1 protein-coding gene (cut by a window edge) is annotated in these 16,208 nt (G+C 64.0%); it reads left to right on the top strand.

The window, feature by feature from the left end; all coding sequences use genetic code 11:
* Positions 1-170 precede the first annotated feature (170 nt).
* A protein-coding gene (locus AC1RT4_RS22050) for a non-ribosomal peptide synthase/polyketide synthase (protein WP_493087855.1) crosses the window boundary here: on the top strand, positions 171-16,208 show its 5' portion. It continues 924 nt past the right edge of the window; 16,038 of the gene's 16,962 nt are visible here — the first part of the coding sequence; it begins with the start codon at positions 171-173; its stop codon lies beyond the right edge, outside the window.

Here is a 16,208-nt window from a genome sequence, read left to right as displayed (position 1 = left end):
CCTGTGAGGAGCGAGCAGGCTTGCTCCCGCAGGGTTTTTTATCGCCCGCAAATCCCCGCTGCGCCTCCCTTCTGATAGTTCTTCTCAATCGCTAATTTTTCCGCTTTGCATTCGTTTTATAGGGACGACGTGCCTTTGTGCTGCCAGCCTACTGATTCGGATACCAAGAAATGAATGCTGAAGACTCCTTGAAACTTGCTCGCCGGTTTATCGGGTTGCCCCTGGAAAAGCGCCAGATGTTCCTCGCGGCCCTGCACAAGGAGGGCGTGGATTTCGCCCGTTTTCCGATTCCTCAAGGGGTCGAGGCCGATGATCGGCAGGCGTTGTCCTACGCGCAACAGCGCATGTGGTTTCTCTGGCAACTGGACCCGCACAGCGGCGCCTACAACTTGCCCGGCGCGGTGCGCCTGACGGGCCGCCTGAGCCTGGCCGCCCTCGACGCGGCGTTTGCCAGCCTGGTGGCGCGTCACGAAACCCTGCGCACGGTGTTCCAGCGACAGGCCGACGACAGCCTGCTGCAAGTGCCGGCCGAAGCACCGCTGGTTATTGAACACGTGGATTTCAGCCACCTCGCTGCGTCCGAGCGCGAAGTCGCGGTGGCCGACGCCGCTCAGCAACAATCCTTGCAGCCGTTCGATCTGGCTGTCGGCCCGCTGCTGCGGGTCAAGTTGCTCAAGCTCGATGAACAGGAGCACGTGCTGCTGTTGACCCTGCACCACATCGTTTCCGATGGCTGGTCGATGAACGTGCTGATCGACGAATTCATCCGTTGCTATGACGCCCATGAAGCCGGCCAGTCGCCGCAACTGGCGCCGTTGCCGATCCAGTACAGCGACTACGCACTGTGGCAGCGCCGCTGGCTGGAAGCGGGTGAACAGGCACGGCAACTGGAATACTGGCAGGCGCAACTGGGCGATGAGCACCCGGTGCTGGAGCTGCCAACCGATCACCCGCGCCCGGCAATGCCGAGCTATCGCGGCACGCGCTATGAATTCGCCATCGACGGTGCATTGGCAGAACAACTGCGCAGCAGCGCCCAGCAGCACAACATCACCTTGTTCATGTTGCTGCTCGGCGCCTTCAACGTGCTGCTGCATCGCTACACCGGGCAGTCGGACATCCGCGTCGGCGTGCCGATCGCCAACCGTAACCGGGGGGAAATCGAAGGCCTGATCGGCTTCTTCGTCAACACCCAGGTATTGCGTACCGAACTGGACGGGCAGACCCGCGTCGGCGATCTGCTGCGTGCCGTCAAAGAGACCGCGCTTGGCGCTCAGGCTCATCAGGACTTGCCGTTCGAGCGGCTGGTCGAAGCGCTGAAACTGGAACGCAGCCTCAGCCACACGCCGCTGTTTCAGGTGATGTACAACCATCAGCCGCAAGTCGCCGACATCAGCACGGTGAGCACCGCTTCCGGGCTGGAACTGGGCGTCATCGAATGGCAGGGTCGCACCACGCAATTCGATCTGACTCTGGACACCTACGAGAAGGGAGGCAGGCTGCACGCCGCGCTGACCTACGCCAACGATCTGTTCGAGCCGCAGACCATCGCGCGCATGGCGCAGCACTGGCTGAACCTGCTGCGTGGCATGGTGCAGAACAGCAACCAGCGCATCAGCGATCTGCCGTTGCTGGAAGCGGCCGAATACCAACGCATGGTGTTCGACTGGAACAGCGCGCAGGCCGCCACTGCCGAGGCGTCGAGCATCCATCGCTTGATCGAGCAACAGGTTGCCGCCCAGCCGGACGCGCTGGCTGTGACCTTCGGCGAGCAAGCCTTCACCTACGCCGAGATCGATGCGCGGGCCAATGCGCTGGCGCACAAACTGGTCGAATGCGGCGTTGGCCCGGAAGTCCGGGTCGGCGTTGCCATGCAGCGTTCCGACAGCTTGCTGGTGGCATTGCTGGCGGTGCTCAAGGCCGGCGGCGCCTACGTGCCGCTGGACCCGGATTACCCGGCCGACCGCGTCGCCTACATGCTTGAAGACAGTCGTGCTTTGGTGCTGCTGACCGAGCACGATGTGGCCGAGACGCTCTCCGTCAGCGCCGACACTCAGGTGCTGTTGCTGGACCGGATGGCCGCAGAACTGGCGGCGTATCCGTCAAGTGCACCCGTCACGGCGGTGACGCCGGACAACCTCGCCTACGTGATCTACACCTCCGGCTCCACCGGTAAACCGAAAGGCGTGGCCATCGCGCACCGCAACGTGCAGGCCCTGATCGACTGGTCGCGCACGGTCTACAGCCGTGATGACATCCAAGGTGTGCTGGCGTCGACGTCGGTGTGCTTCGACCTTTCCGTGTGGGAGCTGTTTGTCACCCTCGCCAACGGCGGCTCGGTGATCATCGCGCGTAACGCCCTGGAACTGCCGCAACTGCCGGCACGCGATCAGGTTCGTTTGATCAACACCGTGCCTTCGGCGATCAATGCCTTGCAGCGCGACGGTGCGATCCCGTCGAGCGTGCGCATCATCAACCTCGCGGGTGAGCCGCTGAAGCAAAGCCTGGTCGAGGCGCTGTATCAACAGGCCAGCGTCGAACACGTCTACGACCTGTACGGCCCGTCGGAAGACACTACGTATTCGACCTGGACCCGTCGTGCGGCGGGCGGTACGCCGAGCATCGGTCGACCACTGACCGGCACCGCCAGCTACCTGCTGGACGCCGATCTGCAACCGGTGCCGCAAGGCGCGGCGGCCGAGCTGTATCTGGCGGGTGCCGGTATTACCCGTGGCTATCTGGGCCGCGCGGCGATGACCGCCGAGAAGTACGTGCCCAATCCATTCGCCAACAACGGCGAGCGGCTGTACCGCACCGGCGACCTGACCCGTTATCAGACCGATGGCGCGCTGCAATACGTCGGCCGGATCGACCACCAGGTGAAGGTGCGCGGTTTCCGCATCGAGCTCGGCGAAATCGAAGCGCGACTATTGCAGCAGGACGCGGTGCGCGAGCTGGCGGTGCTGGCTCAGGAAGGCGCCAGCGGCCAGCAATTGGTGGCCTACATCGTGCCGACCGACGCGGCCGTGCTGGCGGCGGATGCCGATGCTCAGGCGAGCCTGCGCGAAACCCTGAAAGCGGCACTGCGCCAACATTTGCCGGACTACATGGTGCCGGCGTACCTGCTGTTCCTCGAGCAATTGCCGCTGACGCCGAACGGCAAACTCGATCGCAAGGCGTTGCCGGCCGTCGATGGCAGCCAGCAACAACGCGAACACGTGGCGCCACGCAGCACCCTGGAAAAAGCCCTGGCGGCAATCTGGCAGGACGTGTTGTCGATTGAAAACGTCGGCCTCGAAGACAACTTCTTCGAACTGGGCGGCGACTCCATCGTGTCGATGCAGGTGGTCAGCCGCGCCCGTCAGGCCGGGATCGTGCTGAGCCCCAAAGAACTGTTCCAGCACCAGACCATCCGCAGCCTGGCGCAAGTCGCCCGTCAGGGCCAACAGACCCTGATCGATCAGGGTCCGGCCGTGGGCGCCGTGGCGCTGGCGCCGGTGCAGCAGTGGTTCTTCGAACAGGACATCCCTCAGCGTCAGCACTGGAACCAGTCGCTGTTGCTGACGGCGCAACAGCCTGTGGACGCTGGCGCGCTGGATCGTGCGCTGAGCCAGTTGCTCAACCATCACGACGCGCTGCGCCTGCGCTACGAATCGACTGCCGAGGGCTGGCAGCAGGCGTATGCCGCGCCAACCGGCGAGTCGGTGTTGTGGCAACGCAACGCACAATCGCTGGAAGACCTCAAGGCCTTGTGCGACGAGGCCCAGCGCAGTCTGGACCTGAGCAACGGCCCTTTGCTGCGCGCGATGCTGGTGGATCTGGCCGATGGTGGCCAGCGTCTGCTGCTGGTCGCGCATCACCTGGTGATCGACGGCGTGTCGTGGCGCGTGTTGCTGGAAGACCTGCAAGCCGCTTACACCCAAGCCCTGAGCGGCGCGGCCAGCGCCTTGCCGGGCAAGACCAGTTCGTATCAGCAGTGGGTCGCACGCCTGCAAGGGCACCTGCCGACCTTCGCTGAAAGCCTGGATTACTGGCAGGCGCAGCTGCGTGACGCACCGCGTGCCGAACTGCCTTGCGAGCGTCCTGACGGCGCACTGGAAAACCGTTTCGAAGACAAGGTCGAGCTCAAACTCAGCGCCGAGCAGACCCGCAAACTGCTGCAACAGGCGCCGGCGGCCTATCGCACCCAGGTCAACGACTTGCTGCTGACCGCGCTGGCCCGCGTGGTGTGTCGCTGGAGCGGCCAGGCCAGCACCCTGATTCAACTGGAAGGTCACGGTCGCGAAGACCTGTTCGATGACGTCGACCTGACCCGCACCCTTGGCTGGTTCACCAGCCTGTTCCCGGTCAATCTTTGCCCGGCGGACCACCTGGGCGCTTCGATCAAAGCCATCAAGGAACAACTGCGTGCCGTGCCGGACAAAGGCCTGAGCTACGGCGCACTGCGTTATCTGGCGGACGCGCAAACGGCAGCGTCGCTGAACAGCGACGTCAAACCGCGCATCACCTTCAACTACCTCGGTCAGTTCGACCGTCAGTTCGATGAGGCGGCACTGTTTGTACCGTCCGGTGAAGGTAGCGGTGCGGCGCAGGATCCATCGGCGCCGCTGGCCAACTGGCTGACCGTTGAAGGCCAGGTATACGGCGGCGAGCTGGCGCTGAACTGGGGCTTCAGCCGTGAGATGTTCGACACGGCGACCGTCCAGCAATTGGCGGATCAATACGCCCATGAACTCAATGCCCTGATCGACCATTGCTGCGCGCTCGAAGCGCCGCAAGCGACACCGTCGGACTTCCCGCTGGCGTGCGTGACGCAGGCGCAACTCGATGCGCTGCCGGTGCCGGCCGGTGAGCTGGACGATCTCTATCCGCTGTCGCCGATGCAGCAGGGGCTGCTGTTCCATACCCTGTACGAGCAAGCGGCGGGCGAGTACATCAACCAGATGCGCGTCGACGTTCAAGGCATCGACCCGCAACGTTTCCGCGATGCGTGGCAGGCCACCGTCGATGCCCAGGACATCCTGCGCAGCGGGTTTGTCTGGCAGGGCGAGCTGGCCGAGCCGGTGCAAATCGTCCACAAACAGGTGCAGTTGCCGTTCACCTCGCTGGACTGGCGCTCCCGTGACGATCAGCCACAAGCCCTCGCGGCGCTGGCTGATGCCGAACGCCAACAAGGCTTCGACCTGACCTGCGCGCCGCTGCTGCGTCTGGTGCTGGTGCAGACCGGCGCCGAGCAGTGGCACCTGATCTACACCCATCACCACATCCTGATGGACGGCTGGAGCAACTCGCAGTTGCTCGGCGAAGTGCTGCAGCGCTACAGCGGGCAGATTCCGGCGAATGCCGGCGGACGCTACCGCGACTACATCGCCTGGCTGCAACGTCAGGACGCTCGACTCAGCGAAAACTTCTGGGGCGAGCAACTGGCCGCCCTGCAAGAGCCGACCCGTCTGGCCCGCGTGGCCTCGACCAGCGACAGCCAGAGCGGTCACGGCGATCACTTCCAGACCCTCGACGTGGGGCAAACCCGTGTGCTGGAAACCTTCGCCCGTCAGCAGAAAATCACCGTCAACACCTTGATCCAGGCCGCGTGGCTGCTGTTGCTGCAACGCTACACCGGTCACGAAGCCGTGGCGTTCGGGGCCACGGTCGCCGGGCGTCCGGCGGACTTGCCGGGCATCGAGCAGCAAGTTGGACTGTTCATCAACACCTTGCCAGTGATCGGTGCGCCGCGTCCCGATCAAAGCGTGGGCCACTGGCTGCAAGCCGTGCAGGGGCAGAACCTCGGCCTGCGCGATTTCGAGCACACGCCGCTGGCGGACATTCAGCGTTGGGCCGGGCAGGGCGGTGAAGCGCTGTTCGACAACATTCTGGTGTTCGAAAACTACCCGATTGCCCAGGCCCTGAAGCAAGGCGCCGATCAGGGCGTGGTGTTCGGCGAAGTCGCCAACCTGGAACAGACCCACTATGCGTTGAGCGTCGCCGTCACGCTCGGTGAACAACTGGCGCTGCACTACAGCTTCGACCGTGGCCATTTCGCCCGCGCTGCCATCGAAGGCATCAGCGCGCACCTGCTGCAATTGCTTGAGCAGTTTGCCGTGTCGGCCGAGCGCAGCCTCGGTGAAATCGCCTTGGCCGACGCCGGCGAACACGCCCGCCAACAAGCCGATAACCACCCGCAGCCGTACCCGGTGGACATCGCTGTGCACCAGCGGATCAGCACCCTGGCCGCCGAGCGTCCGCAGCGCACCGCGGTGATTTTCAACGGTCAGCACTTCAGTTATGGCGAGATCGATCAACGTGCCAACCAACTGGCCCACGCGCTGATTGCACGCGGTGTCGGTGCCGAAACCCGGGTCGGCGTCGCCTTGCCGCGCAGCGAAGCGGTGATCGTTGCCTTGCTGGCCGTGCTCAAGGCGGGCGGTGCCTATGTGCCGCTGGACACCAGCTATCCGCGCGAGCGTCTGGCGTACCTGATCGAGGATTCGGGGCTGGCGCTGCTGATCAGCGATTCGTCGGTGTCGGCGCAACTGCCGGTCGCCGAATCGGTACCGGTGCTGGAACTGGACCGCCTCGACCTGCACGAGTGGCCGATCAAGGCGCCGCAGGTGCAGCTCGATCCGGACAACCTCGCCTACGTGATCTACACCTCCGGTTCCACCGGCAATCCGAAGGGTGTCAGCGTTGCCCACGGCCCGTTGGCGATGCACTGCCAGGCCATCGGCCAACGTTATGAAATGCGTGACAGCGACTGCGAATTCCACTTCATGTCGTTCGCCTTTGACGGTGCCCACGAGCGCTGGCTGACCAGCCTGACCCACGGTGCCTCGCTGCTGATCCGCGACGACACGCTGTGGACCCCGGAGCAGACGTACAACGCGATGCGCGAACACGGCGTGACCGTGGTCGCGTTCCCGCCGGTGTACTTGCAACAACTGGCCGAACACGCCGAGCGCGAGGGCCATCCACCCAAGGTGCGCATTTACTGCTTCGGCGGTGACGCGGTGCCGAGCGCCAGTTTCGAACGGGTCAAACGCGCCCTCGATCCGGACTACATCATCAACGGTTACGGGCCGACCGAAACCGTGGTCACGCCGCTGATCTGGAAGGCTGGCCGCGAAGTGCCGTGCGGTGCGGCCTACGCGCCGATCGGCAGCCGCATCGGCGACCGTAGCGCCTATGTGCTCGACGCCGATCTGAACCTGCTGCCGCAAGGCATGGCCGGCGAGTTGTACCTCGGCGGCACGGGCCTGGCGCGTGGTTATCTCAACCGTCCGGGGCTGACGGCCGAGCGTTTCGTCGCGGATCCGTTCAGCCACACCGGTGGTTTGCTGTACCGCACCGGCGACCTGGTGCGCCAGCGCGTCGACGGCACCTTCGACTACCTGGATCGCATCGACAATCAGGTGAAGATCCGTGGTTTCCGGATCGAACTGGGGGAAATCGAAGCCTGCCTGCAAGCCCTCGACGGCGTGCGGGAAGCGGTAGTCGTGGCGCAGGAAGGCAGCGCCGGCAGCGGCAAGCGTCTGGTGGCCTACGTGGTCGGTGATTCGGCCCGCGAGGATTTCGCCGAAGACCTGCGTGAGCAGCTCAAAGCCACACTGCCGGCGCACATGGTGCCGGCCTACGTGCTGCGTCTGGAGCGCATGCCGCTGACGCCGAACGGCAAACTCGACCGCAAGAACCTGCCTAAACCGGATGTCAGCCAACTGCAACAAGCCTACGTCGCGCCGCAAACCGTGCTGGAGCAGCAACTGGCGACCATCTGGCAGGAGGTGCTGAAACTTCAGCAGGTGGGTGTCAGCGACAACTTCTTCGAACTCGGTGGTGATTCGATCATCTCGATCCAGGTGGTCAGCCGTGCGCGGCAGGCCGGGATCCGCTTCACCCCGAAAGATCTGTTCCAGCACCAGACCATTGCCGCACTGGCGGCGGTGGCCAAGGTGGGCGAGCAGGCGCAAGCCATCGATCAGGGCCCGGTGACCGGCGCGCTGCCGTTGCTGGCGGTGCAACAGGCCTTCTTCGAACAGAACATCCCTGAGCGTCAGCACTGGAACCAGGCGGTGATGCTCAAGCCGACTCAGCCGTTGCAAGCAGCGGCACTGGAGCAGGCGCTGGAATCGCTGGTCGCGCACCACGATGGTTTGCGCCTGAGTTTCGTCGAGCAGGCCAATGGCTGGCACGCCGAGTACCGTGGCATGGACAGCCGCAACGATGCTCTCCTGTGGACGGTCGATTTGGCCGATGCCGCCGCGCTGGAAGCGGTGGCCAACGAGGCGCAACGCAGCCTCGATCTGCAAGCCGGGCCGCTGCTGCGTGCGGTGCTGGCGAACCTCGACGACGGCAGTCAGCGGTTGTTGCTGGCGATCCATCACCTGGTGGTGGACGGCGTGTCGTGGCGGATTCTGTTCGATGATCTGCAAAGCGCTTACCGGCAGATCGCAGCGGGCGAGCCCCTGCAATTGCCGGCCAAAACCAGCGCCGCCAAGGCCTGGGCCGAGCACCTGCAAACCTACGCCCGCAGCAGCGAGCTGCGTTCCGAGCTGGCGTACTGGCAGGAGCAGCTTCAAGGCGCCGATGTCGCGCTGCCGCTGGACAACGCCGACGGTGGTCTGCAAAACCGTCATGCGCTGACCGTGCGCACCCGTCTGGACAAGGCCCAGACCCGTCAGTTGCTGCAGGACGCTCCGGCGGCCTATCGCACCAAGGTCAATGACTTGCTGCTGACCGCACTGGCCCGCGTGATGGTGCGCTGGACCGGCGCCGACAGTGCGTTGATTCAACTCGAAGGCCATGGCCGTGAAGAGTTGTTCGACAACATTGACCTGACCCGCACCGTGGGCTGGTTCACCACCGTGTACCCGGCAAAACTGACGCCGGTTGCAGAGCTGGGTGCGTCGCTGAAACAGATCAAGGAACAACTGCGCGCGATCCCCAACAAAGGCATCGGTTTCGGTGCGCTGGCGTATCTGGGCGAGGAGGCTGATCGCGCCTCTCTCGCACAGCTGCCGGTTCCGCGCCTGACCTTCAACTACCTGGGCCAGTTCGACGGCAGCTTCGACGCCGCCGACGGCGCGCTGTTCGTGCCCTCCAGCGAAGCGGCGGGCGATGAACTGGATGCCAATGCGCCGCTGGCCAACCAGTTGGCACTCAATGGCCAGGTGTATGGCGGCGAACTGAACCTGGGCTGGACGTTCAGCCACGAGATGTTCGATGAGGCAACGATTCAGCGTCTGGCCGATGATTACGCCCGGGAGCTGCAAGCGCTGATCGCGCATTGCTGCCAGGCCGATCATCACGGTGTCACGCCGTCGGACTTCCCGCTGGCGCGCTTGAGCCAGGCTCAACTGGACGGCTTGCCGCTGGCGCCGCAGCTGATCGAAGACGTTTATCCGCTGTCGCCGATGCAGCAGGGCATGTTGTTCCACGCGGTGTATGAAGAATCCACCGGCAACTACATCAACCAGATGCGCCTGGACGTCGAAGGCCTCGACCCCGAGCGTTTCCATCAGGCCTGGCAGGCCGCCGTCGATGCGCACGACATTCTGCGTACGCGGTTCGTCTGGCAGGGCGAGCTGGATGCGCCGGTGCAAGTGGTCAGCAAGCACGCGCAAATGCCTTACAGCCTGCACGACTGGCGCGCGCAGCCGCATCGGGAAGACGCGTTGCAGACCCTGGCCGACGCCGAGCGTCAGAGCCTCGACCTGAACGCGTCGACCCTGCTGCGTCTGGTGATCGTGCGTATCGATGACCAGCGTCATCACTTGATCTACACCAACCACCACATCCTGATGGATGGCTGGAGCAATTCGCAGTTGCTCGGCGAAGTGCTGCAGCGCTACAGCGGCAAGTTCAGTACTGCACATGCAGGTCGCTACGGCGATTACATCGGCTGGTTGCAGCGTCAGGACGCAGCAGCGAGCGAGGCGTTCTGGCTGCCGGCGTTGCGCACGCTGGACGAGCCGACGCGCCTGGCTCACGCCATTGCCCGGCCGAAAGATGCACCGGCGGTGCAAGGCTACGGCGACCATTATCGCGTGCTGGACAGCGAGCAGACCGCTCGCCTGGGTGAGTTCGCCCGTGCTTCCAAAGTCACCGTCAACACCCTCGTCCAGGCCGCATGGCTGCTGGTGCTGCAACGCTACACCGGCAAGGCCAGCGTCGCGTTCGGCGCCACCGTGGCGGGGCGTCCGGCGGACTTGCCGGGAATCGAGCAACAGATCGGTCTGTTCATCAACACCTTGCCGGTGATCGCCAGCCCACGGCCCGAGCAATCGCTCGGCAGCTGGCTGCAAGCGGTGCAGGCGCAAAACCTGGCGCTGCGCGAGTTCGAACATACCGCGCTGTTCGATATCCAGCGCTGGGCCGGGCAGGGCGGCGAAGCGCTGTTCGACAACATTCTGGTGTTCGAAAACTACCCGATTGCCCAGGCGCTGGAGCAGGGCGCACCGCAAGGTCTGCGCTTCGGTCCGGTGGCCAACCACGAACAGACCAACTACCCGCTGACCCTGGGCGTAAGCCTGGAAGGCACGCTGGAAGTGCATTACAGCTTTGACCGCGAGCACTTTGCCGACGCCACCGTCGAGCAGCTGGGCGCTCAGTTGAATCACGTGCTGATGCAGATGGCCGCCGGTTCCGATCAACGTTGCCTGGGCGACCTGCAACTGCTCGATGCGGCTGCACGGGAGCTGGCACTCAACGATTGGGGCTATTGCGCCGGACATTACCCAACTGCGCTGCACGTGCATCAATTGTTCGAACAGCAAGTGCAACGCGCGCCGGAACAGGTCGCGCTGTACTTTGCCGATCAGCGTCTGACGTACGCCGAACTCAACCAGCAGGCCAACCGTCTGGCGCACACCTTGCGTCAGCGCGGCGTCGGTCCTGACGTGTTGGTGGGGATCGCTGTCGAGCGTTCGCTGGAGATGATCATCAGCCTGCTGGCGGTGCTCAAGGCCGGTGGCGCGTATGTACCGCTGGACCCGCAATACCCGAGTGATCGCCTGGCCTGCATGATCGAAGACAGCGGCCTGCTCCTTTTGCTGAGCCAGAGCCATCTGCTTGAGCGTCTGCCGCAGGTCGCAGGCGTCGAGGTGCTGTGCGTCGATCGTCAACCAGAGCAGCTCGAAAGCGCGGATCTGCCGAACCTGACCCTGGCCGATAACCTCGCCTACGTGATGTTCACCTCGGGCTCGACTGGACGTCCGAAAGGCGTGGGGATCAATCAGGCGTCGCTGACCAAGCACGCCTATGTGACCGTGGACCTGATGGCGTTGACCGCGCAGGACTGCGTGCTGCAATTCTCGACGTTCAACTTCGACGGTTTCGTCGAGCAGCTGTACCCGGCGCTGATCACCGGTGCTTCGGTGGTGCTGCGCGGCACCGAGATCTGGGACAGCGAAACCCTGTACCGCGAGATGCTCGACAAGCGCATCAGCGTGATCGACCTGACCACCGCCTATTGGGGCATGCTGGCCAAGGACTTCGCCGAAATCGGCCCGCGTGACTATGGCGTGTTGCGTCAGGTGCATGCCGGTGGTGAAGCAATGCCGCCCGAAGGCATGGCCGCGTGGAACAAGGCCGGTCTGGCCCACGTTCGTTTGCTCAACACCTACGGCCCGACCGAAGCCACCGTGACCGCCACGTCGCTGGATTGCGGCGACTACGTGACGGGTGCCGAGCCGACGCCATCGACCTTGCCGATCGGTTCGGCGTTGCCGGGCCGTTCCATCTACCTGCTGGACATTGCCGGCCAACCAGTGCCGGTGGGCGCGGTGGGTGAGCTGATGATCGGCGGCGAATTGCTCGCACGTGGTTACTTCAACCGTCCGGACCTGAGCGCCGAGCGCTTCATGCCGGACCCGTTCTCGGTGCAGCCGGGGGCACGTCTGTATCGTACCGGAGACCTGGCGCGGTTCCGGGCCGACGGGGTGATCGAGTACATCGGTCGTGTCGACCATCAGGTGAAGATTCGCGGTTTCCGTATCGAACTGGGTGAAATCGAAGCGCGTCTGCTGGATGCCCGGACCGTGCGCGAAACGCTGGTGATGGCGGTGGCCGGGCCAAGCGGTCAGCAACTGGTGGCCTACGTGGTGCCGACCGACGCCGAACCGGTCATGGCCGACAGCGAGCGGCAAAGCGAACTGCGCCGTGCATTGCGCGAGCAGCTTCAGCAGACCCTGCCGGACTACATGGTGCCGACGCACTTGTTGTTCCTGGCAAAAATGCCAATGTCGCCCAACGGCAAACTTGATCGCCACGCCTTGCCGAAACCCGATGCGGCGCAGGCGCAGCAGGATTACCTGGCCGCTACCAATGCCGCCGAGCAAACGCTGGTGGACATCTGGCAAGCGGTGCTGGGCCTGGCGCAAATCGGTGTGACCGACAACTTCTTCGAACTGGGCGGTGATTCGATCGTCTCGATTCAAGTGGTCAGCCGCGCCCGTCAGGCGGGTATTCATTTCAGTCCGAAAGACCTGTTCCAGCACCAGACCATTCAAGGTCTGGCCAGTGTCGCGCGGGTCGGCGAGGGCGGATTTGTCATCGACCAGTCGCCGGTCACCGGTGCGTCGCTGTTGCTGCCGGCGCAGTTGCAGTTCTTCGAAGAAGACGTGGCCGAGCCGCATCACTGGAACCAGTCGGTGCTGCTCAACACCTCGCAGACTCTGGACGCTGGGCATCTGAAGGCGGCCCTCGACGCGTTGATCGAACACCACGATGCACTGCGCTTGTCGTTTGCGTCTGTCGATGGCCAATGGGTCGCGCAACACCTGGCAGTCGGCGAGCAGCCGGAGGATCTGCTGTGGCAAACCCAGGTCGCAGACGCCGCAGAACTTGAGGTGCTGGGCCTTGACGCGCAGCGCAGCCTCGCCCTCGGTGGGCCGTTGTTGCGCGCCGTACTGGCGACCCTGGCGGACGGCACTCAGCGGCTGTTGCTGGTGATTCATCACCTGGTGGTCGACGGCGTTTCGTGGCGTGTTCTGCTGGAAGACCTGCAAGGGCTTTACCAGCAAATCAGCAGCGCTCAGCCGGTGAAACTGCCGGCCCGGACCAGCGCGTTCAAAACCTGGGCCGAGCGCCTGCACGCTTATTCGAGCAGTGAAGCGCTGCTGGCCGAGCAACCTTACTGGCTCGAACAGCTGAAAAACGTATCCAGCCAGTTGCCGGTGGATCACGCCGACGGCAGCTTGCAGAGCCGTCATGAACACACGGTGCAGACCCGCCTCGGCGCGGAGCTGACCCGCCAACTGCTGCAAGACGCGCCAGCGGCCTATCGCACCCAGGTCAATGACCTGTTGCTGACGGCACTGGCACGGGTGATCAGCCGTTGGACCGGTGAGAATTCGACGCTGATTCAGCTCGAAGGCCATGGCCGCGAAGACCTGTTCGCCGACATCGATCTGAGCCGCAGTGTCGGCTGGTTCACCAGCCTGTTCCCGGTCAAGCTGACTGCCGGCGCCGAGCTCGGCGCATCGCTCAAAGCGGTCAAGGAACAACTGCGCGCCATCCCGAACAAAGGCATCGGTTTCGGTGTGTTGCGTTATCTGGGCAGCGACGCGGTGCGCGAAACCCTGCGTGCCTTGCCGCAACCGGCGATCACCTTCAACTACCTGGGGCAGTTCGACAGCAGCTTCGACGCGGGGCAGGCGGCCTTGTTCACGCCGTCCGGTGAAGCACGCGGTGCGGAGCAGAGCCTGGACGCCTTGCTCAGCAGCCCGTTGACCCTCAACGGCGGCATTTACGGCGGCGAATTCAGCCTCGGCTGGACCTTCAGTGAGCGCATGTTCGAGCGCGGCACCGTGCAGGCCTTGGCCGATGATTACGCCCAGGAACTGGCGGCGCTGATCGAACATTGCTGCCGCGACGGCGTGCACGGTGTGACGCCATCGGACTTCCCGTTGGCGCCGTTGAGCCAGGCACAACTCGATGGGTTGCCACTGCCGTCATCGCTGATCGAAGACATCTACCCGCTGTCGCCGATGCAGCAAGGCATGCTGTTCCACACGCTGTACGAAGAAGAGGCGGGCGATTACATCAACCAGACTCGCGCTGATGTGCAGGGTCTGGATGTCGAGCGCTTCCGTGCTGCCTGGCAGGCGGCGTTGCAGGCGCATGATGTGCTGCGCAGCGGTTTCCTGTGGCAGGGCGAGCGCCCGGTGCAAGTGGTGCACAAGCAGGTCGAGCTGCCGTTCAGCGTGCAGGACTGGCGTGGTCGCCGTGACTATCAGGCCGACCTCGACGCACTGGCCGCACAGGAGCGAAAACAGGGCTTCGAGCTGACCGCCGCGCCGTTGCTGCGCCTGTGTCTGGTGCGCATCGACGATGACACCTATCACCTGATCTACACCAACCATCACATCCTGATGGATGGCTGGGGCAACTCGCAGTTGATGGGCGAAGTGCTGCACCGCTACAGCGGTCAGCCGCTGGCGCAATCGGTGGGGCGTTATCGCGACTACATCGCCTGGCTGCAACGTCAGGACGGCGGCGTCAGCGAGTCCTTCTGGAAAACCCAGTTGGCCGACCTGCAAGAGCCGACCCGCCTGACCCAGGCCATCGCCCGCCGCGATGACCTGGATGTCGCCGGGTATGCCGATCATCAGCGTGTCATGAATGCCGCTGCGACCCGGCAACTGGCCGAGTTCGCCCGTGAACAGAAAGTCACCCTCAACACCCTGGTGCAAGCGGCGTGGCTGCTGTTGCTGCAACGCTACAGCGGTCAGGACACGGTCGCGTTCGGTGCGACGGTGGCCGGGCGTCCGGCGGATCTCAAAGGCATCGAGCAGCAGATCGGGCTGTTCATCAACACCCTGCCGGTGATTGGCACCCCGCGCGCCGAGCAGAGTGTCGGCCAGTGGCTGCACACCGTGCAGACGCAGAACCTGAGTCTGCGCGAGCACGAACACACGCCGCTGTTCGAGATCCAGCGCTGGGCCGGCAAGGGCGGTGATGCCCTGTTCGACAGCATTCTGGTGTTCGAGAACTACCCGGTATCGGAGGCCATGCAACAAGGTGCGCCGGCTGGGCTGCGCTTCACCGACGTCACCAACCACGAGCAGACCAACTACCCGTTGACCCTCGCCGTGAGCATGGGCGACACCCTGTCGCTGCACTTCAGCTACGGCCGTGCGCATTTTGCCGAAGTCGACATTGCGCGACTGGGTGAGCACTTGCACAACCTGCTGACGCAGATGATGCAGGGCGGCGCTCTGGCGTTGGGCCAACTGGAATTGCTCTCCTGCGAGGAGCAACAGCAGCAGGTCGAACAATGGAACGCCACGACCACCGAGTACCCGCTGTCGCGCAGTGTGCATTCGCTGATCGAGGAACAGGTACGCGCCACCCCGGACGCCTTGGCGCTGGTGTTTGGCGAGCAGCGCCTGACCTACGCCCAACTCAACACCCGCGCCAATCAGCTGGCAGCGGTGTTGATCGAACACGGTGTCGGTCCGGAAGTATTGGTCGGTATCTCGGTCGAGCGCTCGTTGGAAATGGTTGTCGGGCTACTGGCGATTCTCAAGGCCGGCGGTGCGTATCTGCCGCTCGATCCTGAGTACCCGCAGGATCGTCTGGCCTACATGTTCGAGGACAGCGGCATTGCCTTGCTGCTGACTCAAAGCCATCTGCTGGCGCAACTGCCGGTTCCGGCGGGGCTTCGCAGTCTGGTGCTGGATCAGGACGGTGACTGGCTGGAAGGTCGCAGCGAGGCCAACCCGGCGCTGAACATCGATCCGGAAAACCTCGCCTACGTGATCTACACCTCGGGCTCCACCGGCAAACCGAAAGGCGCGGGCAACCGCCACTCGGCGCTGGTCAACCGCTTGTGCTGGATGCAACAGGCCTATCAGCTGACCGCTGACGACAGCGTGCTGCAAAAGACCCCGTTCAGCTTCGACGTGTCGGTGTGGGAATTCTTCTGGCCGTTGATGACCGGCTCGTCACTGGTGGTCGCGGCTCCGGGCGCGCACCGTGATCCGGCGCAACTGATTCAGGTCATCACCGAGCAACGCATCACCACGCTGCACTTCGTGCCGTCGATGTTGCAGGCGTTCCTGCAGGATCCGGCGGTGGCCGAATGCACCAGCCTGACGCGGATCGTTTGCAGCGGCGAAGCGTTGCAGGTCGATGCGCAACAGCAGGTATTCGCCAAGTTGCCGAACGCCGGGTTGTTCAACTTGTATGGCCCGACCGAAGCGGCCATCGACGTC

The organism is Pseudomonas sp. GW821-FHT11D10, assembly GCF_058808435.1.
The sequence above is the reverse complement of the archived record's forward strand: the minus strand, read 5'-3'. Positions and strand labels throughout refer to the sequence as shown.